A 25,595-nucleotide genomic window follows, 5' to 3' on the forward strand; every position below is an offset into this window, starting at 1 on the left:
TCGGCACGGCAGCACACGTCACCCGTGCCGTACGGCACGGATGTGCACTGCTTGCCGAAGGTCTCGCTGGCCGACCCGTCACAACGGGTCCGCCTCCGGGCGCCGGCTCAGACGAGCTGAGCAGTATGTCGACGGTCCGGCGAAGAGCTACTCCCCTTCTGCGCTCCCCAGTGTACGAGATCGTTCTGCCGTAAACCTTGTCGTGTCATGCGCGCGTCACTAGCTTCTTACCCGCCGCACACTTCCCCGCAATGCGGTACCGCGAGCATTCCAACGCTCGCGCTCCAACACCCCCGCCTCCCCATGGAGTTCGCATGTCGAAGTTCTACGCGCGTGGACGGCTGAGCATAGTCGCCGCCCTCACCGGCCTCATAGCCTCGGCCGCGCTGTTCACCGCCCCGACCGCCTCCGCCGCTCTCCCCACCCCGGTCAGCGCCGCGACCGCCCGCACCTACCTCGCCTCGCTCACCGTGAAGGCCGAGGACCGCACCGGCTACGACCGCGACCTCTTCCCGCACTGGATCACCATCTCCGGCACCTGCAACACGCGCGAGACGGTCCTCAAGCGCGACGGTACGAACGTCGTCACCAGCTCCGCCTGCGCCGCCACCAGCGGTTCCTGGTACTCCCCCTACGACGGCGCCACCTGGACCGCCGCCGCCGACCTCGACATCGACCACCTGGTCCCGCTCGCCGAGGCCTGGGACTCGGGCGCGAGCGCCTGGACGACCGCCCAGCGCCAGGCCTTCGCCAACGACCTGACCCGCCCGCAGCTCATCGCCGTCACGGACAACGTGAACCAGCAGAAGAGCGACCAGGACCCGGCCGAGTGGATGCCGTCGCTCACCTCGTACCGCTGCACCTACGTCCGCGCCTGGGTCCAGGTGAAGTACTACTACGACCTGTCGGTCGACTCCGCCGAGAAGAGCGCGCTGACGAGCGACCTGGCTAGCTGCTGATCGATCCGGCCGCTGACCGGTCCGTGACCGCCGGGCACTCCCCGCGGACCTCCGTCGTTCCGTACTGTCCGTACCGTACGGGGCGACGGAGGAGGGCGATCACGTGGCCGGACTGCGGCTGGGACCACTGCTGAGATACGCCGACGGCTCGTCCGCGACCGTCTGGGTCGAGGCGAGCCGTCCGTGCGCCGCCGAGGTGCGCTGCGCGGACGGCGCCGGCGGCGCGGCCCGCACCTTCCAGGTGGCGGGCCATCACTACGCCCTGGTCCCGGTGACCGGCCTGACGGCGGGTACGGCGACGGCGTACGAGGTCCTCCTCGACGGCACCCGTGTGTGGCCGCTGCCCGACTCGCGTTTCCCGCCCTCCGAGATCCACGCCCCCGCCGCCGAGGACGACGGCCACGTGGTGCGGGTGTCGTTCGGTTCCTGCCGGTGGGCGGCGCCCGCGGCCGACGCGCACGACCCCGTGGGCCCCGACGCCCTGGACAGCCTGGCCGCCCGCCTCGCCGCCGACCCCGGACGCGAACGCCCCGACGTACTGCTCCTGTTGGGCGACCAGGTGTACGCCGACGAGGTCTCCGACGCGACCCGTGAACGGATCGCCGCCCGCCGCGGCCTCACCGACCCGCCGGGCGCCGAGGTCGCGGACTTCGAGGAGTACACCTGGCTGTACTACGAGTCCTGGCTCGACCCCGAGGTGCGCTGGCTGCTGTCCACGGTGCCGAGTTGCATGGTCTTCGACGATCACGACGTCATCGACGACTGGAACACCTCCGCCGCCTGGCTGGCCGACGTGCGGGCCACGCCCTGGTGGCACGAGCGGCTGCTCAGCGGCCTGATGTCGTACTGGGTGCACCAGCACCTCGGCAACCTCGCCCCGGCCGAGCTGGCCGCCGACCCGGTCTACGCCGCCGTACGCGCGGCCCCCGACGGCACCGACGTCCTGCGCGCCTTCGCCTGCCGCGCCGACGCCGACCCGGCGTCCGTACGGTGGAGCTACCGGCGGGACTTCGGGCGGGTGCGGCTGCTGATGGTCGACACCCGGGCCGCGCGGGTCCTGGCCGAGGACGAGCGGGCGATGCTCAACCCGGGCGAGGCCGAGTGGCTGCGCGACCAGGTCCTCGACGACCCCGGCTCCTACGACCACCTCCTGATCGGCACCTCCCTGCCCTGGCTGCTGCCGCACCTGGTGCACGACGCCGAGGAGTGGGACGCGGCCCTGTGCCGGGGTGAACGCGGGGCGCGCTGGGCCCGGTTCGGGGAGAAGCTGCGGCGGGCGGCGGATCTGGAGCACTGGGCGGCCTTCCCGACGTCCTTCACCGCACTGGCGGAACTGATCGCCGAGGCGGGGACGGGGTCGTCGGCTCCCGCGAGCGTCCTCGTGCTCTCCGGGGACGTACACCACGCGTACGTGGCGGAGGCCCGCTGGCCCGAGGGGAGCCGCAGCGATGCGGACGGCGGAACCGGGCCGGACGCGCGGGTGTTCCAGCTCACCTGCTCCCCCGTCCACAACTCCATCCCCCTGTCGATACGGGTGGGCTTCCGCTTCGGCTGGAGCGCCCTGGCCCGTGCGCTCGGCCGCCGCTTCCGCCGGCACGGGCACTGTCCGCGCCCGCCGGTCAACTGGCGCAGGACGGGCGGTCCGTGGTTCGGCAACCAGCTCATGTCCCTGACTCTGCACGGCCGTTCGGCCCGGTTGCGGTTGGAACAGGCGCGGGGGAACGGGGTGCTGGCGACCGTGAAGGAGTCCGACCTGACACCCTGAGGACAGCACTCGCGCATGGCCCGTCGGTTACGAGGCCGAAGTCACGTTCAAGGGAGAGGAGCGAGGAGACGATGCAGACGTCAGAGGTCCAGCGTGCGGTGGCCGCGGCCATGTCGACGGCCTCGTCGCTCGGCCTGGCAGTCGACGACGCGACCGTTCTCCACGACTCGAACAAGCTCACTCTGCGTCTGCTGCCCTGTGACGTCCTGGCCCGGGTGGCACCTGTGGCGGATCAGGTCGCGCAGTTCGAAGTAGACCTTGCTCAGCGGCTCGCCGAATCCGGGTGCCCGGTGGCGGCTCTCGACCCTCGAGTGGAGCCACGCGTCCATGAGCGCGACGGCTTCGTGCTCACGCTGTGGACCTACCACGAACCCGTGACCACTCGGGAGATCCCACCAGCCGACTACGCCCATGCGCTCGAGCGGCTGCACGCCGGCATGCGCGAGCTCGATGTCCCGACGACGCGATTCACGGATCGAGTCGAGCAGGCTCAACGACTCGTGGCGAACCGCGACCGCACTCCGGCGCTCGCCGACGCGGACCGGAAACTGCTCGGCGACACGCTACGAAACCTGAGACGAGCGATCGCCGAACGCGGCGCCCCCGAGCAACTGCTGCACGGCGAGCCGCACCCGGGCAACGTCCTCACCACGAAGAACGGGCTGCTGTTCATCGACCTTGAGACGTGTTGCCGTGGGCCCGTCGAATTCGACCTCGCCCATGCGCCCGAGGAAGTCGGCGAGCACTATCCGGGTGTCGATCAGGACTTGCTGCGCGAGTGCCGGATCCTCGTGCTGGCGATGATCACAGCCTGGCGCTGGGACCGAGCCGACCAACTCCCGAACGGCCGCCAACTGGGCACGGAGTGGCTCGGCCAGATCCGGGCAGCACTCGATCGCAACGGCTGAACTTCTCAGAAAGGTGACACTTCGGTGCGGGAGTGTCACCTTTCCGCACCGCAGGTACCGGGGACGCGGCGTGCCCGCATGCCGCCGGAGTCGCTGGATCGCTAGCCCGGCTCTCTGGGGTCGGGGAACAACTCCGGGTGTTCCTGGGCCAGTAGGGCGAGGATCGCCTCCTGGGTGGGGTCCACGACGTCCCGCGCGTGCCCGGACGGGTGACCGGTGAACAGTCCGCACGCGTCGCCGGTTCCGGCCTGTTGCTCCGGACACCATGCCAACTCGGTGATCCTCGCCCGGCGTTCGCCCCACCGAACCCACACGGCCCCGCCCTTCCTGTCCTCCTCCCACAACACGGACGCGTGATCGTCGTCATGCGCCTCGCCCAGTTCGCAGAGGACGTGTCCGGGTTCTGCGGGCCGTTCGGGGGTGGCCAGTTGGGTCACGCAATCCGGGGGCAGGAGCAGCGCCACGGCGGTGCACTGGTTCACAACACATCCCCCCGGCTCCGGGCGTTGCAGCGTGCGGTTTCGGCGCGAAGTCGCTCTATGGGGTCTGCGGGGCGGACGTGTTCGGGTTTCGCCTCCCACTCCCTCCCGCCGCAGACGGGGCGCAGCGACCAGTACGGGCCGGCGACTCCCCGGAACTCCCCCACCCGGTCACGGCTGGTGTCCACCACGAGCGTGCCGGATTCCGGGACGTGGACGGGGTCCTGCTCGTCCGTGGGAACGTTCTGCGCAGACACCGCCGCTCCTCTCCGTAGTCATTCCGCTACCAAGAGGGCTCAGCGTGGCCTAGAGTCAGGAAGCGTTCAACGTGTCAGTGACGAACGGAAGATTGGTGTTGAGCCTTTGAACATCAAGGAGTTGAACCCCGACAGCTCACCTCAGGCAGCCTTCGGTGCACGCCTGCGCGCCGCGCGTGAAGCGCTCGGCCTGACGCAAGAGGCCCTGGGCGAACAGATGGGCTATTCCGGCACGCATCTCTCGTCGGTTGAAACCGGTCGCAAATCTCCAACGTTGCGTCTCGCGCGCAGTGCTGACATGGCGTTGGGTACGGGCGACGCGTTCGAGCGGGCGTGGCGCGAGATCCGGCACGGCAGCCTGCTGGAAGGCTTCCCCGAGTACGTCGGGTACGAGGGCCGGGCGGTGGAGATCCGGCTGTACAACATCGGGATCATCCCCGGTCTGTTGCAGACACCTGAGTACGCAAGGGTGTTGGCGGACAGCGCTGTGCGGCGGGGGGCCATCACTCAAGAACACGCGGATGAACGCGTCTCGTTCCTGGCCGAACGGCAGTCGGCACTGGTGCGGACCCGGCCGCCCATGGTGTTCGTGACCATGGACGAGAGCTGCATCCGGCGGCCCATCGGCGGATCTGCCGTCATGGACGGCCAGTTGGCGCGTCTGGTCGAGTTCGCCGAACTGCCGAACACCCTGCTGCAGGTGGCACCGTTCGACATAGGCGAGCGTCGCACGTTCGACCTGCCCGTGAACCTCCTGACGCTGTCGGATCGGTCCGTGATCTGCTACGCCGAGTCCCAGGCCCAGGGGCATCTGGACCGCGAGAGCGTGTCCGTACTGCCCATGCTGACGGCCTACCATCAGCTACAGGCCGAAGCGCTGTCGCAGGCGGCATCGGTGGCCATGATCAACGAGGTACGAAAGGGCACCCCGTGACGACCGAATCCCCCCGCTGGTTCAAGTCCTCGTACAGCAACAACGGTGGTGACTGCGTCGAGGTCGCCGCGAATCTCACCGCCTCCCACGGCATGGTCCCCGTCCGTGACTCCAAGAACCCGGCCGGGCCGGTTCTGGATCTCCCCGCCGCCGCGTTCTCCTCGTTCGTGACGGGCGTCAAGACGGGCGAGTTCGGCACCGTCTGACCACTCGGGCGACCCGCACCGGCTCAGAGGCAGCCCCATCATGCGACGGCATGGTGGGGCTGCTCGCTGTTGAGCGGTGCGCGAGCACGCCCACCCCCCGGTAGGTGAGTTGCGGAAACGTGACACTCCCTCACCGAAGTGTCACATTCCTGCGCGGACCACCCCCAGGCAGGCACCGGACAGAGAGCCGCACCACCCATGTCCGAAGCCCCTCGAAACCAGCCAGCGCCGTCCTCACACGATGGACGGTTACATGACCGGGAAGCTGGACGTAACACAACTCCCCTACCATCTGATGGATCGTCAAGATTGGTTGCAGTCAACGGAGTTCACGTTCGAGGGTGCCCACAACGGGCGCGCCCGCCCAGGAGTGGATTCGGTCACACTTTCGGACGCGGACGCGGTGGCGAGAGCCGTTCTCCGCGCCGTCCACGTGCCACGTAGGCGGAAAACAGAGCCTCGAACGCGAGATAAGTCGTGGCTAAAAGTTGAACTTGCAACCATCTATTAGGTCCGCCTAACGTGACGCTCATTCGGTACCGCCGCCCCCACCGACCGGTCTCGTCCCCTATCCGGGACCGGTACAGACCGACACCGAAGGAGCACCCCCCACCATGTCCGCTCGCCTCAACTCCGCACAGCCCTATGCGGTCGCCCTCTTCCGCATCGTCGTAGGCCTGCTCTTCGCCTGCCACGGCGCGGCCTCGCTCTTCGGCGTCCTCGGCGGCGCCGCGGGCAGCAAGGGCGGCACCATCGACGCCGGCACCTGGCCCGGCTGGTACGCCGCCGTGATCCAGCTCGTCTGCGGCAGCCTGGTGCTGCTCGGCCTCGGCACCCGCGCCGCCGCGTTCCTCGCCTCGGGCTCCATGGCGTACGCCTACTTCAACGTGCACCAGTCCATGGGCCTGTTCCCGATGGAGAACGGCGGCGAGGCCTCGGCGATGTTCTGCTGGGCCTTCCTGCTGCTGGTCTTCACCGGTTCCGGCGCCCTCGGCCTGGACCGCCTGTTCGCAGGCCGTCGCACGGCCGACGAGCAGGAGCCCGCGGCGCAGAAGGCCCCGGTCGCCGCCTGACCGACTCCCGCACCAACGGCACAACGGCACTGCAACGGCGCTGTGTTGTACGACCGCCCGGGCTCCGACGGAGTCCGGGCGGTCGCGGTTCCCGGCACGTGGCACCGCGCGGAACGCCGCGTCGGTGAACATGGTGTGCCGAACACACGAGCCCCCCGTGAATCCCCTGTCACACCCCAGGCGTACGCTGTATGGCTGTCATGGCCGCACCTGCCGCTCCCCCGCGACACAGCGGCAACACACGGTCGGACGTCACGGGGGAGACACGGGGAGAGTCTGCGGTGTTCGAGAGTGTGGGGGCGTTGCTCGGCAGCCCCTGGATCTACGCGTTGGTGGGCCTGTCGGTCCTCCTCGACGTGTTCCTGCCGGTGCTGCCCAGCGGAGTGCTCGTCATCACGGCGGCGACGGCCGCGGCGGCGGGCTCGGGGGCGGCGGCAGCAGGCCAAGTCCCGCACGACGTCCCGGACATCATGGTCCTGATCCTCTCCGCGACGACGGCCTCGGTGCTCGGCGACCTGGTCGCCTACCGGCTGGCCTGGCGCGGCGGTGAGCGCCTGGACCGGGCGATCTCCCGCTCCCGCCGGCTGACCACCGCGCAGGAACGTCTCGGCGACGCGCTCGCGCGGGGCGGCGGCGCCCTGGTCGTGCTGGCCCGGTTCGCCCCGGCCGGCCGTTCCGTCGTCTCCCTCATCGCGGGCGCGGCCCACCGCCGCGCCCGTGACTTCCTCCCCTGGTCCGCGCTGGCCGGTCTGTCCTGGGCCGCCTACAGCGTCGCCCTCGGCTACTTCGGCGCGCACTGGCTGGGCACGACGTGGCTGGCGACGGGCGTGTCGGTGCTCGCGCTGTTCGGCGCGGGCGCGGGCGCGGGGTTCGTGATGCGGCGGCAGCCGGCGTAAGGCGCGCACCGGCCGCGGGCACCACACGTGCACCACTACGAAGGCGTCAGGCGTGCCTCACGCGGCCGGCGGCCGGTGCGCCCCGCGCACCTCCAGCCCGTCCAGCAGCTCCGCCGTGGCCGCGGCGATGACTTCGACCGCTCTGTCGAACACCTCCCGGTTGTGCTCGGCCGGCGCCCGGAACCCGGACACCTTGCGTACGTACTGCAGGGCTGCGGCACGAATCTCGTCCTCCGTGGCCTCTTCGGGCAGCACGGGCGGACGCAGCGTCTTGATACTCCGGCACATGTCCCCAGTCTCCCTCGGGACCCCGGCCGCGTGCCATGATCACGTCCGAGGCGGCCACCGCACCCCTGCGGGGCCGACCTGCGAGAGGAACACCTTCACATGACGAACGACGTGGCGAACGACGTACTCAGCGTGGCCGTGCTCGGCCCCGGCGGGGTGGGCGGCCTGCTCGCGGCCCTGCTGTCCCGGGCCGGACACCGGGTAACCTGCCTGGCCGGCGAGGACACGGCCACGGCCCTGCGCGCTCACGGCATCCGGGTCCGCAGCACCCCGTTCGGCGACTTCACGGCCCCCGTCGACGCGGACACCGAGCTGCGTGCCCCGGTCGACGCGGTCCTGATCGCCGTCAAGCACACCTCCCTCGACGCGGCCCTGACCCGCGTCCCCGCCCGGGCGCTCGGCGACGACACCCTCCTCGTCCCGTTCCTGAACGGCGTCGAGCACCCGGCCGCCCTCCGCGCCCACCATCGCCCGGACCGGGTCGCCCCGGCCGTGATCCGCGTCGAGTCGACCCGCCTCGCCCCGGGCGTGATCGAGCACGGGAGCCCCTTCGCGGAGATCGACCTGACCGGCGACACCGTGCCGCGCCCCCGCCTCGACGCGCTCGGGCGGGCGCTGACGGCGGCCGGCCCGACCGTCCGCGTCCTGCCGGACGAGACGGCCGCCCTGTGGGCGAAGATGGCGTTCCTCGCGCCCTTCGCCCTGCTCACCACCCGGCACGGCCTCCCGCTGGGCGAGGTCCGCACCCGGCACCGCGCGGAGCTGACCGCCCTGGTCGAGGAGACCGCCGCCGTCAGCCGCGCCTGCGGCGCCCCCGCCGACCCGGCGCAGGCACTCGCCCGGTACGACGCCTTCGCCCCCACCACCAAGTCCTCCATGCAGCGCGACGCCGAGGCGGGCCGCCCCCTCGAACTCGACGCGATCGGCGGCGCGTTGCTGCGCGCGGCCGAACGGCACGGGGTGCCGGTGCCCGTAACGGCGGGCCTGGTACGGGAGTTGGCGGACGCTACTCGCTAGTCCCGGTGCTCCGCAGGTCGACGTACCAGTCGTTGGACCGGATCGGGTTCCCCTTCGGGTACTCGGTGTCGACCTGCCCGAGCAGAGTGAACCCGGCCTTGCGGCACACCCCGTTGGACGCCGCGTTGTCGACCTTGGGGAAGGCGTGCAGGGCCGGGTGAGCACCCGGCGACTGCCTGACGACGTCCACGAGCGCGCGGGCCGCCAGCGCGGCGAGCCCTCTGCCCTGGAACTCGGGCAGGATCCCCCAGCCCGTCTCCCACACCGTCCCGCCCCGCCACTCGGTCTCCCAGTACCCGATCGACCCGACGCTCTCCCCGCCGTCCGCGAGCACGACCCGGTACATACAGCCGCGAGACAGCTCGACATACCGCCGGTGCCGGTCGGCGAGCTTCTCCTCGCTCTCCGGGCCACCGAGGTGCTCGGTCATCTCGGGACTGTTGGCCCGCCGCAGCAGCCAGAAGTCCCCCTCCGCCCAGCGCACCAGCCCCACCCGCTCCACACCGCTGAGATCCATACAAGCCACCGTAGAACGAGGGTCTGACATCGCGCGCCGCCCGGGCCCGTCACACTGTGATCGCCGCGGCCGTTGCGCCCAACTCGCCCCAGGCGACGGCCTCTTGCTCCTGACCGAACCGAAGGGGACTCCCCATGCCCGGCTCCGCGCCTCCCGTCCTCGCCCACGACGCGGTCTGCGGCTTCTGCCAGACCTCCGTCGCAATGCCGGTGCCGCGTGGGTGAGGACGCGGGTCGGGACCCGGCGACGCACGGGAGACCTCACGCGCCGCCTCGCCTCGCTCTTCGCCGGCGCGCTGCCCGACGGCGCCTGGGTGGTCGTCCACCGCCTCAACGCGGACCCGGACGGCACGGACGAGCTGGGCATCACGCTCCTCAGACAGAGCCGGCAGAGCGGACAGGGCGGACAGAACTGACTCGAACGCGCATGGTCGGGTGCCGCCCATCGGATTCGCCGGACCGCCGTCCCGTCGGCGGACTACCGTACGGATATGCCGCGCTACCCGCTGCGGTCGTATGCCGTATGCCGCATGAGGAGGAGTCTCCGTGTCGTTGTCGCCCTGTGACCCCAAGTACGCTCCCGTCGGCGAGGTGGGCGCAGCGCTCATGATGATCGACTCCCGGCTCAAGGCCATCTACGACGACAACACCGAGCCCGACCCCGAAGAGCAGGAGATGGTCGCGCAGTTCGCCGCGTCCCTGGGCCCCGAGGGAATCGATGCGCTGCTGGACGGCACGTGCACGCTCATCTACATGTACATGAAGTGGCTGCGGACGATGTGCGAGGAGCACGACAAGGACGTCATCGAGTACGTGGTGCCCACGCACGTGGCCACGATGCGCATGATGCCGAAGACCTTCAGTCCCGAGGTCATCCCCACCATGACCGGCCTGATCATCGCCGCAGGCACCGGACTGAGCCCCAATCTGTGGCGCGCGCAGTACGGGCCCTGGACCGACGCCGAGATGACTCCTCTGGAAGCCACGGCCGTTCTGCTCGCGGAGCGCATCAACCGGATCGCCGACGACACCGACTTCGCCACCCGCCTGATCACCGACGCCCTGTCCAGGTCGGACCAGAACCGACGCTGAAGATCACGGCCGTCGCGCGAGGAAGACTAACTCCCTTCCCGGCCGGTCAGGCGCGTCGCGCACGTCCTCCACCACGTAGCCGTGCGCGACCAGGTCCTTCCCGACCTCTTCGCGGCCCCGGAAGCGCACGGTCGAATCCGACGTCAGCGTCTGTCCGTCCACCGCGAACACGTAGGTCCAGCGGAACGTCACCAACGGCCAGGCCACGGGTTTCGCCGGGGAAGCGGCGCGCCGTCCTCCGTATGGCTCGGCACTTGAATTCGAACAGGCGTACCATTGCCGTGTGGCGACGACCTATGACTTTCCCAGCGACCTGCGCGCCGGTCAGGAGGAGCTGCATCAGGTCCGGGCCGAGCTGTCGGCCCTGCTGAAGCGGCTTCCCTGGTCGGTCGAGCCCCTGGACGGCTTCAGCGACGACGCGGGCTGGCGCAGGGCCGAGCGCCCCGCCTCCCCCGGCTGGACGGCCGACGAACAGGCCGAGGTGGAGAAGCTCCGGCGACGGGAGCACGACCTCGCGGTGTTCGTGTCCTGCCACCGCTTCTGGGCGGAGGTCGCCGCCGCGGACCGCGTGGAGGCCCGCATGAGCCTCAAACACACCCACCCCGACACCTGAACACGCCCACCCGGACACGGGAAAGGGCCCCCGGATCTCTCCGGGGGCCCTTCACTTCTCCTGGTGGGCGCGGACGGTTTCGAACCGCCGACATCCTGCTTGTAAGGCAGGCGCTCTACCCCTGAGCTACGCACCCAGGACGAGTCGACAGCCTACATTGCCGGGGGCCGTGCCCTGCAAACGCCGTGCACGTCACCGACTCCAGCGGGCCGCTGGACCTGCGCACCGACGACGGTTCCGTGCGCGCCGAGGTCTCCTCGCGCACGGTGACCGCCCACACCCAGGACGGCTCGGTCCGCCTCACCCTGAGCGCCGTACCGGACCGGGTCGAGTCGGTCAGCGACGACGGCTCGGTGACGATCGCGCTGCCCACGGCGACGTACCGGGTGACCGCGAAGACCGACGACGGCGGGGTGGACGTGTCCGTGCCGCGCGACGAGTCCAGCGCCCACGTCGTGAACGCGCGCAGCGCCGACGGCAAAGTCACCGTCAGGAACGCGAACTAACGGGCCCGTGTGTTCGTCCTTAACCGGTGGGAGAATGAGACCGGGCAGGGCGGATCACAGCACGGGAGAGGGATGTGACGGCGACACCAGCGCAGCCGAGTTCGCCGCCTGCGCCGCGCGCACGCCGTCGTCCCCCGCGCACGGCGCTCCGGGACGCCCTCACCCTCGTCGCCCTCCCCCTGGTGGTCGCCCTCGCGCTGCCCGCCGCGTACGCCGGCGGCGGCACCCGGCGCTGGTTCGGCGGGCGGGCGGAGGGGCAGCGGGCCGAGGCGCAGGCCGCGAAGGACGCCGCGGCGGCCGCGTTCTACGAACTGGACACCGCCCAGCGCGACCTGCGGATCTCGATCGAGACGATCATGGCGGTGGACGACTCGCCGGCCGCCCGGCGCGCGGTCGCCGACTTCGAGGCCGTCGGCCGGCGCATCGACGAGGCCAGTCACCAGTACATCGACGCCGTCGACGCCCATGACCTCGACCGGGACGACCTGGAGGCCTCGGTGGCCGCCCAGGCGCGCACCGAGCTGACCCGCGCCAAGGACGAGTTGGGGCGCGTCAAGCAGGAGCTGGACCGGTTCGCCGACGGACTCGGCCCGCTGCTCGGCAAGGCGGAGACGCAGCTCGCCCGGCTCGCGCCCGCCGTGGAGCGGGCCCGGCAGGCGCTGCTGGCCGCGTCCAACGCGCTGGACGCCGTACGCGAGAGCGGGCTGCGGGCGGACGATCTCGCGGCGCGGCTGGCGGCGCTCGCGCCCGAGCTGACGAAGCTCAACCAGGGCGCGGGGCAGCACGGGGTGCCACACACGCTGGAGCGCGCGGAGCGGGTCTCACGGGAGGCCGAGGCGGTCCGGGCGGAGGCCGGGAGGCTGCCGGAGCGGGCCGCCGAGATCGACCACCGGCTGGTGTCGCTGCGCACCCGCGCGCAGGCGCTGACGACCCGCTCGGGGCAGGTGGAGCCGATCCTCAGCGAGCTGCGGCGGCGGTTCTCGGCGGCCTGCTGGCAGGACCTCCAGCACGTGCCCGACCAGGCCGGGGAGCACGTCCGGCAGGCCGAGGCGAAGCTGAAGGAGGCGCAGGCCGCGCGGGACGCGCAGCGCTGGCCGGACGCCACCGCGCTGCTGTCGACGGCGCGGGCGCTGCTGAACACCACCGACGAGGCGGTCTCGGCCGCCGGTGACCGGCTGACCAGGCTGAACGCCGTGCAGAAGGATCCGCAGGCGGAGATCGACCGGACCCGGTTCGCGATCCGGGACGCCCAGCGGCTGGCCATGGCGGGCCGCAACACGCCCGATCCGCGGCACGCGCGCCCGCTGGACGACTCGGTGGCCCGGCTGGAGCGGGCGATCGCCACGCTGGAGGGCCGGCACCCCGACTACTGGCACTTCCTGACCGAGACGGAGGCCGTCCGGCGGGCGGTGGCCGACGTGGTGGCCGGCATCCGCGAGGAGCGCGGCACCGCGCACTGACGCCCGCGTACCCGTAGTACCTAGTACCCGCCGTACCCGTAGTACCCGTAGTACCCCGAGCGTCCCGGCATTGCCCCGGGCGCTCGGCGGGCGGATATTGAGAGGTACGTACGGCCTCCGTCAGTACCGTCCACCCTCAGGGAGGCGGAAATGGCCACACACGCGGTGCACAGCCGGTCCGGGCGGTCCGGGCGGTCCCGGCAGCGGATCAAGTTGGACGAGCATCTGCCCGTCGACCACCGGCTGAACCTGGTCTACCGGATCGGCGCCGGGCTGATGGGCCTGGGACTCGTCGTCTTCGGGGTCTTCGGCGTCGTCGACGCGATCGGTTTCTTCGACACCGGCGGGGACCAGGTGTGGAGCCTCAACACCAACGGCGCGCTGAGCTGGCTGTCGATCGGCGTCGGGCTGCTGCTCTTCGTGGGCATGGTGGTCGGCGGGAACTTCGCGTCCACCCTGAACATGACGCTCGGCGTCCTGTTCATCGCCAGCGGCTTCCTGAACATGGCGCTGCTGGAGACGGACTACAACTTCCTGGCCTTCAAGATCCAGAACTGCATGCTCAGCTTCGTGATCGGGATCCTGCTGATGGTCTTCGGGATGTACGGAAGGGTGGGTTCCGCCCTGCCGCACGACAACCCGTACTGGCGGGCCCGCCACCCCGAGGACGGGGTGACGGACCGGCCGACCCACCACAGCTAGGCCATCCGGGCCGGGAGGATCAGGTGCGGTACGCGTAGTAGTACGCGGTCGGGTACGACGCGACGAGGCTGTCCAGCGACCGGCGGAACGTGTTGTTCGAGTGGTACGTCAGGTACGGCACGCCGCCGCTCTTGGACGTGACGATCATCGTGTGGTCCTTGGACCCGTCGCGGTCGAAGTCCACCTGGAGGACGTCGCCGACCTCGAGCTGGTAGACGTTGGCGAGCGGCGTGGTCCGCTTGGAGTTCTGGGCGAACCAGGACCACTCGTTGACGCCGACGAACGAGTCGGACTGGATGTCGGCGTTGCCGAACCACTTGGTGTAGTCGTAGACATAGCCCGGGACGTGCTTCCAGCCGCCGGCCTTCAGGGACTGGCTGACGAAGTTGGTGCAGTCGCCGCCGGCCGTGTGGCTGTTGTAGTCCGGGTAGTCCTTGTTGTAGACGTTCCAGTACTTCTCGGCGTAGGTCGCCATCGCCTTGTAGTCGTAGGCGGTGCCCGTCTTCGGGACGGCGGCCGGGTTGCGGGTGGTCGCCGCGCGCGGGGCGTTCGGCATCGTGTCGTCGGCCGTGGCGGGCGCCTTGACGGGGGCCGGCTTGGAGAGCGTGTTGACCGCGAGACCGCCCTGGTCGGTGTCGCGGATGCCCGTGAGCTGCCAGTCGCCCCGCTGGTCGGCCTTGAACGTCAGCTCGTGCTTGGCCTGGAACCCGGTGCTCTTCGGCGCGTCGCCGCGGGCCTGCGCGTAGGTCAGGGTGGTGGTCTCGGTGACATCGGCCTTCGCCGTACGGCCCGTCACGCGCGTGGCGTTCAGGGTGACGGTGGTGGCGGCCTTGCTGTACTTCTCGCCGGCCTTCGCGAGCGTGTCCTTGCGCTGACCCAGCGAGGACAGGGTGGCGTCCTCGGTGCGGGCCGTGCCGGAGGACAGCTTGACGTCACCGGAGAAGCCGTTGGTCAGCGGCTTGACACGGTCGCCCTGCGCGCCGGTGACGAGGGCGTCCGTACGGTCGGTGAAGACCGCGTCCGCCAGCCGTTGGAAGGTGGCCTTGGTCCGCGCGTCGACGGTGGGGTCGTCGACGACCGCGGCACCGGCGGACCAGTTGGGCAGCAGCGCGACTCCGGCGGCGACCGAGGTCGCGGCTGCCCCGAGTATCGTGACGCGGCGGCGCGTCCCGCTCAATTTCCTTGACTTCACTGATGTTTCCCCTCTTGCCCCGGCGGAGGGATGCCGGGCACGGGCATCTTTGCATGGCGTGTGCAGCTCGTGTGAAGAGGGCCTACGGTTGAGGTTTGGTTACTTCACGACCGTCGACCAGTCCGGATTCTGGGCCGGATCCAGGGTGCGCAGCGCGGCCAGCGTGGCCGGCGTCTGCACGTCCATCCAGTCGGACAACTCCCTGAAGGACACGCACTTGACGTCCTTCTTGGTGCACACGTTCTCGATGACCTGGTCGACGGCCTTCATGTAGATGCCGCCGTTCCACTCCTCGAAGTGGTTGCCGATGAACAGCGGGGCCCGGCTGCCGTAGTACACCCGGTTGAAACCGGCCATGTAGGCGTCGAGGGTCTCCTGTTCCCACTGCGGGTACTTGGCGGGATCGCCCTCGGGCTGGCCGTCGGACTGGTTGGCCAGGAAGTTGAAGTCCATGGACAGGCCCTGGTACGAACCGCCGTCATAAGGGAGCGCCTGGAGCGGGAAGTTCCAGAGGCCGTTCTTCTTCGTGGGCCAGATCTGGAAGTCGCCCGCGGAGGACGCGTCGTAGCGCCAGCCGTAGCTCTTGGCGGCCTTCAGGAGGTTCGCCTGGCCCTCCAGGCAGGGCGCCCGGCCGCCGGTGACCTCCTTCTTGAAGTCGAAGGGCAGCGGGGGTATGTCCTTGTAGCCGGTGTTGGTCTTCCAGTTCTCCACGAACTCGTAGAACTGGTCGATCTCGCTCTTCCACTCGTCGACGCTCCAGTAGCCGCCGCCCTTCGCCCCGCAGAAGTGGCCGTTGAAGTGGGTGCCGATCTCGTTGCCCTCCTTCCACGCCTCGCCGAGCTGCTCCAGCGTGGTGCGGATGTGCTCGTCGGTGGGGAAGCTGATCGCGGACGAGCCCTTGGGGTGCTGCGGCGGGGAGTACAGGTCCTTCTTGCTCTTGGGCAACAGGTAGATGCCGGTGAGGAAGAACGTCATGTGGGCGTTGTACTTCTCGGCCATCTCGCGGTAGTGCTCGAAGAGGCCGTCGTCGCCCATCAGCGCGCCGTCCCAGGAGAAGACGACGAACTGGGGCGGTTTCTCACCGGGCTTGAGCGGCACCGGCTTCAACTCCCCCGTCTGCGGGCCGGTGTACGAGGTGGAGCCGTCCCCCAGGACGTGCGTCTTGCCGTCCCACTCCGGCTCCTTGGTGGCCGTCGCCGCAGCCTTCTTGCTGTCCCCCTCGGCCGCGGTCGGCTGGGTGTTGTCCGTGCGGTCGAGCACCAGGTAGCCGACCATCAGAGAGGCGACGACGAGGAGCGCCGCGACCGTCAGGAACCCCGGGTGCGTGGCGGCGGGGCGGGGCGGTGTTGTTGCCGGGGCCTTGCGGCGGCGGCCCGACGGTGACTTCATGTGCGGATCATTTCTCCGGTTTCGGTGGACGCGGGTGCCCGCGGTTCGGTGGTCAGCCGAGCGGGCTCATGGCACCTGACCAGATGCCGTACGGGACGCTGTCGTCGGTCGTGCCGGCGATGCCCTCCAGAGGAAGCGGTTCGAGGCTCTTGGTGAGGTCGATGCGGTAGACGACGACCGCCGTGGACACGGCCTTGGCCGTGCCGACGTACCAGGCGGCGGTGTCGCCCTCGGTGGTGCCCTTCTTCCCGGCCACCAGGCCGAGGGAGCCGGTGCGGGTGGACTCCCGCTGCGAGGACGGCACGTCGCCGGGGTGGGCGGTGCTGAAGGAGTCCGCCAGCGCGGAGTTGACCTCCTCGGCCACGTCGGCGCCGAACGCGCGCTCGGCGGCCGGCGTCTCCAGGGCGACCTTGGTGCCGTTCTTGGTGATCAGGCGCACCGAGTACGGCTCGGTGTGCTTGCCGCCCGCGGCGAACGTGGAGTAGCCGCTCGCCATGCGGATCGCGCTGGGCGTGGAGCTGCCCGTGGACAGCGCGGGCACCTGCGCCCCGAAACTGGAGGGCAGCAGCCCGGACTTCTCGGCGGTGGCGCGCACCATGTCCAGGCCGGTGTCCATGCCGAGCTGCATGAACGGCGTGTTCACCGACAGCGCCAGCGCCCGGTGCAGGGAGATCTGCCCGTACGACCGGCCGCCGTCGTTCTCGGCCGCCGCCTTCTTGCCGCTGCGGTCCCAGTACGGCCCCTCCGGCGTCGTCACCGGCACCAGGTCGTTGCCGTCGTAGAGCGACTGTCCGGTGACCGGTTCGGTGGCCCCGTCGCGGGTCTTGTGGATGCCGTGCTCCAGACCGGCCGCGTACACGAACGGCAGGAAGGCCGAACCGGCGGGCACCGTCGTCGCGTTGGACTCGTTGTAGCCCTGCGTACGGTGGTCGGGGCCGCCGTAGACGGCGAGGATCCGCCCGTCCGCGGCCACCGAGGAGGCGCCGTAGTGCGCGGCCGCCGCCTTCTTCGGGTCGTCCTTCAGGGCCTTCTTGCGGGCCTTGGCGACGGCGTCGGTGAGCTGCGTCTCGCGCTTCTTGTCGAAGGTCGTGTAGATCTGGTAGCCGCCCAGGTCGAAGTCCTTGTCGGAGATGTCCCCGGCCTTCTTGGCGTACTGGGTGGCGAGTTCGACCAGGTAGTCGCTCTGCTCACCGGTGTCGTACAGCGGGTTCGACTTCAGCGGCTCGGGGAACTTCTTGTAGGTCGCGCGCTCGGCCTTCGACAGCTTGCCGATGTCGACCATCCGGTCCAGGGTCCACGACCAGCGCTCGACGGCGCGGGCGCGGTTGGCGGAGTTCAGCGTCGGGTCGTAGAGGCCCGCGCCCTTGAGGAGGGAGGCGAGGAACGCGGCCTCGCTGGCGTTGAGATCGCCGACGTCCTTGCCGTAGTAGGCCTGGGCGGCGCGCTGGATGCCGTAGGTGCCGCGGCCGAACCAGCTGGTGTTGAGGTAGCCCTCGAGGATGTCGTCCTTGCTCATCTGGTTGTCGAGCTTGAGGGAGATCATCGCCTCGGTGAACTTGCGGCTGACCGTCTGGTTCTGGTTCAGGTAGACGTTCTTGACGTACTGCTGGGTGATCGTCGAGCCGCCCTGGGTGTCGCCCTGGCCGATCGTGCGGAACAGGGCGCGGCTGATGCCCTTGACGGAGATGCCGGGGTCGCTGTAAAAACTCGCGTTCTCCGCGGCGAGCACCGCCCAGCGGACGTCCTCGGGTATGTCCTTCAGCGGCATCGCCTGCCGCTGCACCCAGCCGGTGCGGGCCATCGGCGTCCCGTCGGCCCAGAAGTACACGTTGTCCTGCTGGGTGGCGTACGAGTTGATGTTGTCCGGAATGTCGGTGGCCGCGTAGGCGACGACCAGGAGCAGGCTGCTGAGCCCCATGGCCGCGAGGGCGCCGCCGAGCCACTGCCGCCAGGAGGGTATCCAGCGCCGCCAGTCGTAGCGGCCCGGGCGCGGGTACTGCGGGCGGAGCTTGCGGGCGTAGGGCGTGACACGAGCAACGTACGGCGCCAAAGCCCCGGCGAGCGGGGCGAGCGCGGGTCTCAGAACCCCGGAAATTCGGGCAAAAACGGAGGGACGGGGGGCTTTACGGCGGTTTTTCGACGAACGCGCTTTCTTTTTGCCGTGCGCCTCATTTACCGCCTCTTCACCCCCCTCGGATATGTCCGGCACGGCCGGAATATCGGACACCCGCAGTTGCATGGTCTCGTCCGCCCGGAAAGAGGCGGGCACCTTGAACTGCATGGTGGCATCCGGCTCCTGGGGCTCCTCCCCCTGCCCCGCCTGGGTCACGACGCGTCTCCCTCCGCACTCCGTATTGCTCGCAGGCAGACGTACAGACTGACGAGGGCCTGACATGGTTGCCGTTGACGCGGCCGCACATCTCGAACCCATCCGGCCTCGGGGTTCAAGACGGCGCTCTCAAATTACCAGCGCCCTTCGCAAATTCTCCACATAAGAAATCGACAGAAGTGAACAGAGGAGAAACCGCTGACACCGTGTCCGAGCTTAAGGGCCTAGCCTGGGGTCATGCCTCGCTACGAGTACCGCTGCCGGACCTGCGGCGACACCTTCGAACTGTCCCGTCCGATGGCGCAGTCCGCCGACCCCGCGGACTGCCCCGCAGGCCATGACGACACCGTCAAACTTCTCTCAACGGTAGCTGTAGGCGGCACCAAGTCCGCCCCCGCACCCGGTTCGGGCGGCGGGGGCGGAGGCGGTGGCGGCTGCTGCGGGGGCGGCTGCTGCGGCTGACGGGCGCCGAGCGACGGCCGCCGTCAGCCGGCTGACAGGCGACGGGTGACGGGTGATGACCGCCGGGCGGATTCTCAGGAGTTCTTCAGGAACTCCCGCAGGATGCGCTCGCCGGCCAGCACGCCCCGTTCGGGCAGGGCGGTGAGACCGGGAGCCGTGAACTCGGTGTCGGCCAGTTCGCCGTGCCCGGGGCGCCAGCTCCGGTCGGCGGCCAGCAGCAGGTCGGCGTCGAGCAGGGAGTCGCCCGCGGCCAGCGTCAGTTCGGCGCCGGTGCGGCGGGCCACCTCGCGCACGGCCGCGCTCTTGGTCAGCGGCTTGGGGACGGCGTACAGCTTGCGGCCCTGCACGGACACCGTCCAGCCGCGGTTCTCCGCCCAGGCCGCGAGCTCCTTCACCCACTCCTCGGGCAGCAGTTCGCGCTCCACGACGAGGTAGGCGAACAGGTCCTCGGCGACGCGCTGCTTGCGCAGCCAGAGCGGGTCCGCCGTCTCGGCCAGGTACTCCTGCACCTCGGCGAGCGGCGCGCACTCGTCGGCCAGCCGCGCCAGCACGCCCGCGTGCCAGTCCTGGTCGGTCACCCCGTCGACCAGCAGATGGCCGCCGTTCGCGCAGATCGCGAACTTCGGCGGCGGGCCGGGCAGGTTGATGCGCTGGTACTGCTTGCGGGTGCGGGTCGTCGTCGGCACGAAGACGGCCGTGTCACCGAGGTCGGTGAGCAGCCCCGCCGCCGTCTCGGTCATGAACGACAGCGGCCTCGCCTCGTGGACCTCCACGCACAGCAGGCGCGGCGCCCGCGCGTCCGGCATGGTCAGCGCCAGGGCGGCCGCCGAGTAGATGAGCGTACGGTCGAGATCGCTCGCCACCAGAACCGGCATCAGACCGTCACCGCCTTGCCGTCGGCGCCGGTCGCCCCGCGCGTGTACTGGGGGTGGATCAGCCCGACGCAGGTGTACGGCAGGTCGCCGACCTCCTCCACCGGGACTCCGCGCTGCTCCGCGAGGAGGCGTACGTGGTCCAGGTCGGCGCCCGCGCCGGCCCGCGCGAGGATCTTCCAGGGCACCCGGCGCAGCAGCACCCGGGTGGTCTCGCCGACGCCCGGCTTGACCAGGTTCACGTCGTGGATGCCGTACTCCTCGCTGATCCGCTCGACGGCGGCCCAGCCCTCCCAGCTCGGCGTGCGGTCGCCCGCGAGGAGCTCCTTCACCGCGCCGTCGACGGCGTCCGCGACCTCCGGGAAGCGGGCGGCGACGGCGTCCAGGAAGGCCACCGAGACGTCCGTGCCGGCGAGCTCGCGGTAGAACTTCGCGCCGTGGAAGTCGTCGGGGCCGACGAGGTCGGCGCGCAGGACGGTCCGCGAGATGAGCCCCGAGACGGTCGAGTTGAGGCAGGCGGACGGGATCAGGAAGTCCTCCCGGGTGCCGTACGTCCGCACGCACGAGCCCGGGTCGGCCAGCACCGCGATCTCCGCGTCGAAGCCGGCCGCACCGCCGCCCGCCTCGAACTCCTCGATGGCGGCGGCCAGTTCACGGGTGATCGCGCCCTTGCCGGTCCAGCCGTCGACGAAGACGACCTCCCGCGGGTCGTGGTGGGCGGCCAGCCAGCGCAGCGCGTTGGCGTCGATGCCCCGGCCGCGCACGATCGACACGGCATAGTGCGGCAGGTCGAGCCCGTGCCGGTACTGCGCCCAGCGCCGCATCAGCACACCGACCGGGGTGCCGGCGCGGGCCAGCGAGACGAGGACGGGCCGCGGCGACCGCTCGGCGAGCACGGCCTCCGTGACGACGCCGGTGGCCTGCGCGATGCGCGCCGCGGAGGTCTCCAGGGCCGCGTGGAACAGCTCCTGGTACTGCTCGCTCGGCTGGTACTCGACGGGCAGCGACTCGGCGTAGTGCGCGCCGCCGCTCTGGATGGCCTCCTCCCGCTCCTCGGTCGGCGCCTCCAGCGTCACGTCCGAGAGGTCCTGGAGCAGCCAGCCGACCTCCTCCGGCGGGTACGAGGAGAAGGCGGGGCCGCGGAGCGGTTCGGGCAGCATGGCGGGCCTTTCGGGTACGTACAGCGGCTCGGGGACGTACGACGGTACGACCGCGAGGACGACGTGCGGGGTGTGCGCGCCGAGCTGCGCGAGCAGCCCGTCGGGAGCGTGCAGGGCGGCGGTGTCGGCCACCGAGTCCACGACGGCGACGACGGCGTCGAAGCCGGCGCCCGCGACGTTGTAGGCGTAGCGCTCGCCGGGGCCGTCGGCCGGGTCGTCGTGCGCGGGGAAAACGATTCGGCTGCGTATCGCGTAGCCGGGGTCGTCGACCGCGAGGACGGGTGAGCGGGTGGTGGTCGAGTACCGCACCTCGGCGGCGACGCTCCGCTGGAGTTCCTGGGCGAGGCGGAGGGGGGCGTACATCAGCTCCTCGAAGCCGAGGACGTGCACGCGGCGGGTGCCTGCCGGCAGCGCGGCGGCGAGTTGTGCCGCCATCTCGGGGAGGGCGCTTTCCAGCCGTATTCGGTGTTGCGGGGTGAAGCCGTGCCGGCCGCCGTCGGGGAGGCGGTCGGGCCAGCCCAGTTCGACGCGGGTGAGGTGGCCTTGGGGCCGCGTCTGCCGGGTGCGGTCGCCTTCCGGGTGCGGGCCCGTTGTGGCTTGGCGCGCCCACGCGGCGGTAGCCGCAGATTCAACACAGCCCCGCGCCCCTAGGGGGGTGGCACTCCCGTCGGCTTCGGCGTCACCGGCCTGTTCTGGGGGCGCGGGGAACCGCTCGACCGGCCCCGACGCAGCCGCGGACGTCTGACGGCCTGTCGCGGCAGCCTCGTACCGCGCCACCAGCTCCTGGCCCTTCTCCAGTACACCCTCCGGGAGGCGTACGGTCCCCGAGGCCGTCGTGATCAGGTCGACCCTGGCGTTGATCTCGCGGGCGAAGTCCGCCAGGCGGCCCGCGTCGGACGCCGAGCGCATGTCGACCAGGGCGACGACCACGTACCGGCCTCGTGGGTAGCGCTCGTGGAGGGCGCGGATGGTGTTGAGGACCGTGTTGCCGGTGGAGAACTCGTCGTCGACCAGGACCAGGGGGCCGTCGCCGACCAGCAGCGTGGGGTCCTCCGGGAGGAGGAGGTGGGACGTGGCGTGGGAGTGGGACTCCTCGAAGCCGCCCGCCGCCGCGACGCCCGCGACCGGGCGGCGGGTGGAGTGCAGGTACGGGGCGCTGCCGAGGCCGTCGGCGACACAGTGGCCGAGCCCGGTCGCGGTCTCCGCGTAGCCGAGGACGACCGCCCGGGCCGCCTCCTGCTCGCCGAGCAGCTCCCGCACCCGGCGCCCGAGGGCGAACCCGTGGCCGTGGACGACGGACGGGGACTGCGGGACGTGCTTGCCCAGCACGTTGGACACCAGCAGATGCGCCCGCTTGGGGTTGCGCCGCAGGGCCAGCCCCAACAGGTCCGTCAGCGTGCCGTCGTCGCCCACGAGCTCGACACCGAGCCGCTCGGCGACCCAACTGCCGGACCAGACCCCGTTGTTCACTGCGTTGTTCATGCGTCCCTTGGTGGTGAGGTGAGTTCAGTGAGGTATCGCCGCGGCGAGCAGGTCGACGAAGCTGACGTCCTCGTGCGCGACGCCGAAGACCTCCGCGCGGAGCATCGTGCGCTCGGCCCAGGCGCGGTGCGGCTTCACCTCGTTCATCTTGTTCGTGTACTGCGACCGCAGTACACCCCCGCCGCCGCGTTCCGGCCGCAGGATGTCCGCCGCGTCGCTGTACTCCTCGTGACTGACGACGGACAGCGCGTGCACCGCCGGCACGTGCGAGGGGTGGATGCAGGTCTTGCCGAGCAGGCCGTTTGCGTGGTCGAGGGAGATCTCGCGCAGCAGCCCGTCCATGGCGTGCTCGATCAGCCGCTCGCGCAGCTCCACGGCCTGCCCCTCCAGGAAGGGGCTGTGCCGCAGCATCGGCTTGAACATGCGCTCGGGGACCCGGAAGTACTCCCACACCGGCCCGGTCACCGTGAACCCGGTGCCGTCGGCCCGCCCCAGCATGTTCACCACGTCGGCGATCACGGAGGCGACGATCTGGACGTCGTAGGCGGTCATGTCGGGCGCCCGGCGCAGCCCGTAGGAGGAGCAGAAGTCGGTCACACCGAGGCGCAGCGCGAGGACCCGGCTGCGGTACTTCTCGACGGCGCGGGCGATGCCCTCCAGGGCGTCCACCCGGGACTCCCGGTACATCAGCTCGGGCGTCTCCAGCACGGGCATGCCGAACAGCCGGCGGCCGCTCGCCGCCTCGGCGCCCGACAGCGCCTCCAGGAAGGGGATGCCCCGCTCCTCGGTGAACTTCGGGAACACGAACCCGCTGAGCAGCTCCGCGGTGGGCCCGAGCCGCCGGACCAGGTCGGGGATCTGCTCGGGCGTCCGCACCCGGATGAAGAGCAGCGGCAGCACTCCCCCTCGCTCGTCCTCGCGCGCCGCCAGGTCGGCGAACTGGCGGACGAGGTTCTCCTCGCCGGCCGCGACGTCCTCGTCGCCGATGGAGTCCTCCAGGCACAGCACCATCGACACCACGCCGCGCCCGGTCTGCTTGAGGACGTCGTCCGCCAGCCGGGGCCGGGTGGCCGGGCTGTAGAGCGTGGCGCCCAGGGCGGCGGAGAGCAGCCTGGCCGGGGAGTCCCGGTCGAAGACGCACGGCTCCCGGTGGAACAGGCGCTGCCGCACCTCAGGGGCGAGGTGCCCGAAGTGACGCATATATCTCCCCCGTGATGCAAGGTAAGTCTGTGGATTCGGCAAGAGGTGGCCGGTAATAGTACGTAGGGATCCGTGTCAGAGGTTCCCGTCGGGCATGAACTTCAGGTAACCCGCCCGTGAGAGTTGTCCGGACTCGCCATGCACCCCGCGTTGTCGTGAGCAGGACCGAGAAGGCAGGATGACCGCATGACGCACGCGATGCTGAAGGGGTCGAACGTCCCGCTGAGAACCACCACGGTACGCGCCGTGCTGCGCTGGACCCCCGGGCAGGGGGTCCCGGACGTCGACGCCTCCGCGCTGCTCCTCGGCCTCGACGGTCGGGTGCGCTCCGACGAGGACTTCGTCTTCTACAACCAGCCCCGGCATCCGTCCGGGAAGGTGTGGCGACTCGGCAAGAAGCGGGTCGCCGAGGGCCTCACGGACACCATCCAGACAGATCTCTCCGGTGTCGAGTCCGGCGTCGGCCAGATTCTGCTGGTCGCCTCGGCGGACGGCGTCCCGTTCGACCGCGTACGTTCCCTCACCATCCTGCTGTACGACGCGACGACCGACGGCGAGCCCCTGGCCACCTTCGACATCCGCCCCGAGACGGGCGAGGAGACGGCCCTGATCTGCGGCGAGCTGTACCGGCGCGGCGACGGCTGGAAGTTCCGCGCCCTGGGCGAGGGCTACTCCAACGGCCTCAAGGGCCTGGCCACCGACTTCGGCATCTCGGTCGACGAGTCGGAGGAGGCCCAGCCGACCCCGAGCCTCTCCCAGCCGCTGCCCCCCGAGCAGCCCACGGCCTCCGTCCCCCCACAGCAACCGGCCTACGGCTACCCCGCCAACCTCCCGACCCACGGCTACGGCTACCCGGACGGCGCGTTCCGGCTACCTCCGCAGGGCCCACAGTTCGTCGGACGGTGAGCGACCGGTTTGGCCTTCAGGGGCGCGGGGCTGTGTCAATATGCGGCTCCGCCGCGTGGGCGCGACCAGCCACAGCGGGCCAGCTGTCGCCACACAACAGAACCCCCACCCCCATAGGCGCAGGCCCTAAGACTTCTCAGCCTTCGCCTTGTACCCCCGCCCCCACTGCAACCCCCACCCGTACAACCGATCCAACTCGGCCTGAAACCCATACACGAACCGCACCTCACGCCGCACCATGAGCTCCCCCTTCACGTTCTCGATCATCACCACCGCACAGGACCGCGCCTGCGGGTGCCGCTCGTCGAGGCCTATCTCGATCCGCGGCCCGTTGCTCGGATACAGCGTGACGATCGCGTGGGTCCGGTCGAACGCCGGCGTCTGGTCGTAGATGTACACGAAGACCAGCAGCCGCTTGATCGCGTCCCGGTGGTCGAGGTTCACGTACATCGTCTCGCCGGACGCCGACCCGAACCGGTCGTCGCCGCTGAGCTTCACGAACGGCGCCTCGTTGATGTCCCCCAGCAGCCCGCCCAGCGGCTGTACGACGCCCTTCGTGCCGTCGGCCAGCTCGTAGAGGCAGCCGAGGTCGAGGTCGACGTTCACCATGCTCTGGCTGTGGCCGATGACCTCCGGGGGCCGCAGCGCCTTGAAGGGGTGGCGCAGCAGACTCTCGCGCTGCGGCCCGCCGATGTCGGACGTCCGCATCCGCCAGGTCAGGTTGACGCGCAGGTTGCCCGTCGCTGCCCCCTGCTTGGTGAGGGAGACCTGATGATGCCGCTTGGTCAGCTCGATCGCGTTGCTGGCCGCGCTGCCCGAGTCGAACTCGGCCGTGCGGCTGCCCAGGATCCCGTCGAAGAAGCCCATTCCCGCCCCCAACCTCCACACCGTCCGCCACGAAGTCCGGCGGGGCGGCCGCGGAGGACAGTTTC

26 protein-coding genes, 1 tRNA gene and 2 pseudogenes are annotated in these 25,595 nt (G+C 70.5%); 16 read left to right on the plus strand and 13 right to left on the minus strand.

Annotated elements, in window-relative coordinates; translation table 11 throughout:
• Positions 1 to 314 precede the first annotated feature (314 nt).
• The 3 genes from OG352_RS12655 to OG352_RS12665 all read left to right on the plus strand — a co-directional run bounded on the left by OG352_RS12655 (position 315) and on the right by OG352_RS12665 (position 3,632).
• Positions 315 to 959 carry an HNH endonuclease family protein gene (locus tag OG352_RS12655; RefSeq protein ID WP_329216792.1) on the plus strand — a complete coding sequence of 215 codons (645 nt, stop codon included), beginning with the start codon at positions 315 to 317 and terminating at the stop codon, positions 957 to 959.
• Between the two features lie 103 nt (positions 960 to 1,062).
• Positions 1,063 to 2,724 carry an alkaline phosphatase D family protein gene (locus OG352_RS12660; RefSeq protein ID WP_329216794.1) on the plus strand — a complete coding sequence of 554 codons (1,662 nt, stop codon included), beginning with the start codon at positions 1,063 to 1,065 and terminating at the stop codon, positions 2,722 to 2,724.
• Between the two features lie 71 nt (positions 2,725 to 2,795).
• Positions 2,796 to 3,632 carry a phosphotransferase enzyme family protein gene (locus OG352_RS12665; protein ID WP_329216795.1) on the plus strand — a complete coding sequence of 279 codons (837 nt, stop codon included), beginning with the start codon at positions 2,796 to 2,798 and terminating at the stop codon, positions 3,630 to 3,632.
• A 101-nt stretch (positions 3,633 to 3,733) separates the two neighbouring features.
• On the opposite strand, the gene OG352_RS12670 is transcribed toward OG352_RS12665, so the two are convergent.
• Positions 3,734 to 4,114, minus strand: a complete 381-nt coding sequence (locus OG352_RS12670; RefSeq protein ID WP_329216796.1) for a hypothetical protein — start codon at positions 4,112 to 4,114, stop codon at positions 3,734 to 3,736.
• Positions 4,111 to 4,368, minus strand: a complete 258-nt coding sequence (locus tag OG352_RS12675) for a hypothetical protein (protein ID WP_329216797.1) — start codon at positions 4,366 to 4,368, stop codon at positions 4,111 to 4,113. Before OG352_RS12675 ends, OG352_RS12670 begins: the two co-directional genes overlap by 4 nt.
• A 106-nt stretch (positions 4,369 to 4,474) precedes the next feature.
• Here OG352_RS12675 and OG352_RS12680 point away from each other — a divergent pair, with 106 nt between their 5' ends.
• From OG352_RS12680 to OG352_RS12700, 4 genes are all read left to right on the plus strand, one after another.
• Positions 4,475 to 5,302 (plus strand): helix-turn-helix domain-containing protein, encoded by an 828-nt coding sequence (locus OG352_RS12680; protein ID WP_329216798.1) that lies wholly within the window; start codon positions 4,475 to 4,477, stop codon positions 5,300 to 5,302.
• Entirely contained in the window at positions 5,299 to 5,508 is a 210-nt protein-coding gene (locus tag OG352_RS12685) for a DUF397 domain-containing protein (protein WP_329216799.1), read from the plus strand. Before OG352_RS12680 ends, OG352_RS12685 begins: the two co-directional genes overlap by 4 nt.
• Before the next feature lie 614 nt (positions 5,509 to 6,122).
• Positions 6,123 to 6,581 carry a DoxX family protein gene (locus tag OG352_RS12695; RefSeq protein WP_329216800.1) on the plus strand — a complete coding sequence of 153 codons (459 nt, stop codon included), beginning with the start codon at positions 6,123 to 6,125 and terminating at the stop codon, positions 6,579 to 6,581.
• Positions 6,582 to 6,862: 281 nt separating this feature from the next.
• Positions 6,863 to 7,477 (plus strand): DedA family protein, encoded by a 615-nt coding sequence (locus OG352_RS12700; RefSeq protein ID WP_329216802.1) that lies wholly within the window; start codon positions 6,863 to 6,865, stop codon positions 7,475 to 7,477.
• A gap of 57 nt (positions 7,478 to 7,534) precedes the next feature.
• Here OG352_RS12700 and OG352_RS12705 read toward each other — a convergent pair whose 3' ends face one another.
• On the minus strand, positions 7,535 to 7,765 hold the full coding sequence (locus OG352_RS12705; protein ID WP_329216803.1) for a DUF2277 domain-containing protein: 231 nt from the start codon (positions 7,763 to 7,765) through the stop codon (positions 7,535 to 7,537).
• Between the two features lie 99 nt (positions 7,766 to 7,864).
• Here OG352_RS12705 and OG352_RS12710 point away from each other — a divergent pair, with 99 nt between their 5' ends.
• Positions 7,865 to 8,782, plus strand: a complete 918-nt coding sequence (locus OG352_RS12710) for a ketopantoate reductase family protein (RefSeq protein ID WP_329216805.1) — start codon at positions 7,865 to 7,867, stop codon at positions 8,780 to 8,782.
• Here the strand turns inward: OG352_RS12710 and OG352_RS12715 are convergent.
• Entirely contained in the window at positions 8,772 to 9,299 is a 528-nt protein-coding gene (locus OG352_RS12715) for a GNAT family N-acetyltransferase (protein ID WP_329216806.1), read from the minus strand. The two genes, OG352_RS12710 and OG352_RS12715, sit on opposite strands and share 11 nt — an antisense overlap.
• A 220-nt stretch (positions 9,300 to 9,519) precedes the next feature.
• Between OG352_RS12715 and OG352_RS12720 the strand changes: the two genes are divergently transcribed.
• Entirely contained in the window at positions 9,520 to 9,714 is a 195-nt protein-coding gene (locus OG352_RS12720; protein ID WP_329216807.1) for a hypothetical protein, read from the plus strand.
• A gap of 190 nt (positions 9,715 to 9,904) precedes the next feature.
• The gene (locus OG352_RS12725; RefSeq protein ID WP_329223806.1) at positions 9,905 to 10,390 is read left to right on the plus strand and encodes a hypothetical protein; all 486 of its coding nucleotides are present in this window, start codon (positions 9,905 to 9,907) and stop codon (positions 10,388 to 10,390) included.
• A 3-nt stretch (positions 10,391 to 10,393) separates the two neighbouring features.
• Here the strand turns inward: OG352_RS12725 and OG352_RS12730 are convergent.
• Positions 10,394 to 10,597, minus strand: a pseudogene (locus tag OG352_RS12730) (SAM-dependent methyltransferase); the annotation flags it as partial.
• 76 nt (positions 10,598 to 10,673) lie between these two features.
• On the opposite strand from OG352_RS12730, the gene OG352_RS12735 reads away from it, so the two are divergent.
• Positions 10,674 to 11,003 carry a hypothetical protein gene (locus OG352_RS12735; protein ID WP_329216808.1) on the plus strand — a complete coding sequence of 110 codons (330 nt, stop codon included), beginning with the start codon at positions 10,674 to 10,676 and terminating at the stop codon, positions 11,001 to 11,003.
• 61 nt (positions 11,004 to 11,064) lie between these two features.
• Here the strand turns inward: OG352_RS12735 and OG352_RS12740 are convergent.
• A tRNA-Val gene (locus tag OG352_RS12740) sits at positions 11,065 to 11,139 on the minus strand.
• 46 nt (positions 11,140 to 11,185) lie between these two features.
• Here OG352_RS12740 and OG352_RS12745 point away from each other — a divergent pair.
• The 3 genes and pseudogenes from OG352_RS12745 to OG352_RS12755 form a co-directional block, all read left to right on the plus strand.
• Positions 11,186 to 11,509: pseudogene (locus OG352_RS12745) on the plus strand (DUF4097 family beta strand repeat-containing protein); the annotation flags it as partial.
• A 74-nt stretch (positions 11,510 to 11,583) separates the two neighbouring features.
• Complete coding sequence (locus OG352_RS12750) at positions 11,584 to 12,969, plus strand: hypothetical protein (protein WP_329216810.1); 1,386 nt, start codon at positions 11,584 to 11,586, stop codon at positions 12,967 to 12,969.
• A 150-nt stretch (positions 12,970 to 13,119) separates the two neighbouring features.
• The gene (locus OG352_RS12755) at positions 13,120 to 13,671 is read left to right on the plus strand and encodes a DUF4383 domain-containing protein (protein ID WP_329216811.1); all 552 of its coding nucleotides are present in this window, start codon (positions 13,120 to 13,122) and stop codon (positions 13,669 to 13,671) included.
• Between the two features lie 19 nt (positions 13,672 to 13,690).
• Here the strand turns inward: OG352_RS12755 and OG352_RS12760 are convergent, their stop codons facing one another.
• The 3 genes from OG352_RS12760 to OG352_RS12770 all read right to left on the minus strand — a co-directional run bounded on the left by OG352_RS12760 (position 13,691) and on the right by OG352_RS12770 (position 18,533).
• The gene (locus OG352_RS12760; RefSeq protein WP_329216812.1) at positions 13,691 to 14,848 is read right to left on the minus strand and encodes an amidase domain-containing protein; all 1,158 of its coding nucleotides are present in this window, start codon (positions 14,846 to 14,848) and stop codon (positions 13,691 to 13,693) included.
• Positions 14,849 to 14,962: 114 nt separating this feature from the next.
• Positions 14,963 to 16,252: a hypothetical protein gene (locus OG352_RS12765; protein ID WP_329216813.1), complete on the minus strand. Its 1,290-nt coding sequence runs from the start codon at positions 16,250 to 16,252 to the stop codon at positions 14,963 to 14,965.
• A gap of 52 nt (positions 16,253 to 16,304) precedes the next feature.
• Positions 16,305 to 18,533 carry a transglycosylase domain-containing protein gene (locus tag OG352_RS12770; protein ID WP_329223807.1) on the minus strand — a complete coding sequence of 743 codons (2,229 nt, stop codon included), beginning with the start codon at positions 18,531 to 18,533 and terminating at the stop codon, positions 16,305 to 16,307.
• Between the two features lie 285 nt (positions 18,534 to 18,818).
• Here OG352_RS12770 and OG352_RS12775 point away from each other — a divergent pair, with 285 nt between their 5' ends.
• Positions 18,819 to 19,043 (plus strand): FmdB family zinc ribbon protein, encoded by a 225-nt coding sequence (locus OG352_RS12775; protein WP_093778904.1) that lies wholly within the window; start codon positions 18,819 to 18,821, stop codon positions 19,041 to 19,043.
• Between the two features lie 74 nt (positions 19,044 to 19,117).
• Here OG352_RS12775 and OG352_RS12780 read toward each other — a convergent pair whose 3' ends face one another.
• From OG352_RS12780 to OG352_RS12790, 3 genes are read right to left on the minus strand one after another with little or no spacing between them, the layout of a single operon-like run.
• Positions 19,118 to 19,918 carry an HAD family hydrolase gene (locus OG352_RS12780; RefSeq protein WP_329216816.1) on the minus strand — a complete coding sequence of 267 codons (801 nt, stop codon included), beginning with the start codon at positions 19,916 to 19,918 and terminating at the stop codon, positions 19,118 to 19,120.
• Positions 19,918 to 22,557 (minus strand): phosphoribosyltransferase, encoded by a 2,640-nt coding sequence (locus tag OG352_RS12785; protein ID WP_329216818.1) that lies wholly within the window; start codon positions 22,555 to 22,557, stop codon positions 19,918 to 19,920. Before OG352_RS12785 ends, OG352_RS12780 begins: the two co-directional genes overlap by 1 nt.
• Positions 22,558 to 22,581: 24 nt before the next feature.
• Entirely contained in the window at positions 22,582 to 23,757 is a 1,176-nt protein-coding gene (locus OG352_RS12790) for an HpcH/HpaI aldolase/citrate lyase family protein (RefSeq protein WP_329216819.1), read from the minus strand.
• A gap of 186 nt (positions 23,758 to 23,943) precedes the next feature.
• Between OG352_RS12790 and OG352_RS12795 the strand changes: the two genes are divergently transcribed.
• Positions 23,944 to 24,663, plus strand: a complete 720-nt coding sequence (locus tag OG352_RS12795; RefSeq protein ID WP_329216820.1) for a TerD family protein — start codon at positions 23,944 to 23,946, stop codon at positions 24,661 to 24,663.
• A gap of 126 nt (positions 24,664 to 24,789) precedes the next feature.
• On the opposite strand, the gene OG352_RS12800 is transcribed toward OG352_RS12795, so the two are convergent.
• Positions 24,790 to 25,530 (minus strand): TerD family protein, encoded by a 741-nt coding sequence (locus OG352_RS12800; RefSeq protein WP_329223808.1) that lies wholly within the window; start codon positions 25,528 to 25,530, stop codon positions 24,790 to 24,792.
• Positions 25,531 to 25,595: the final 65 nt, after the last annotated feature.

This window comes from Streptomyces sp. NBC_01485, assembly GCF_036227125.1.
Lineage (GTDB): Bacteria > Actinomycetota > Actinomycetes > Streptomycetales > Streptomycetaceae > Streptomyces.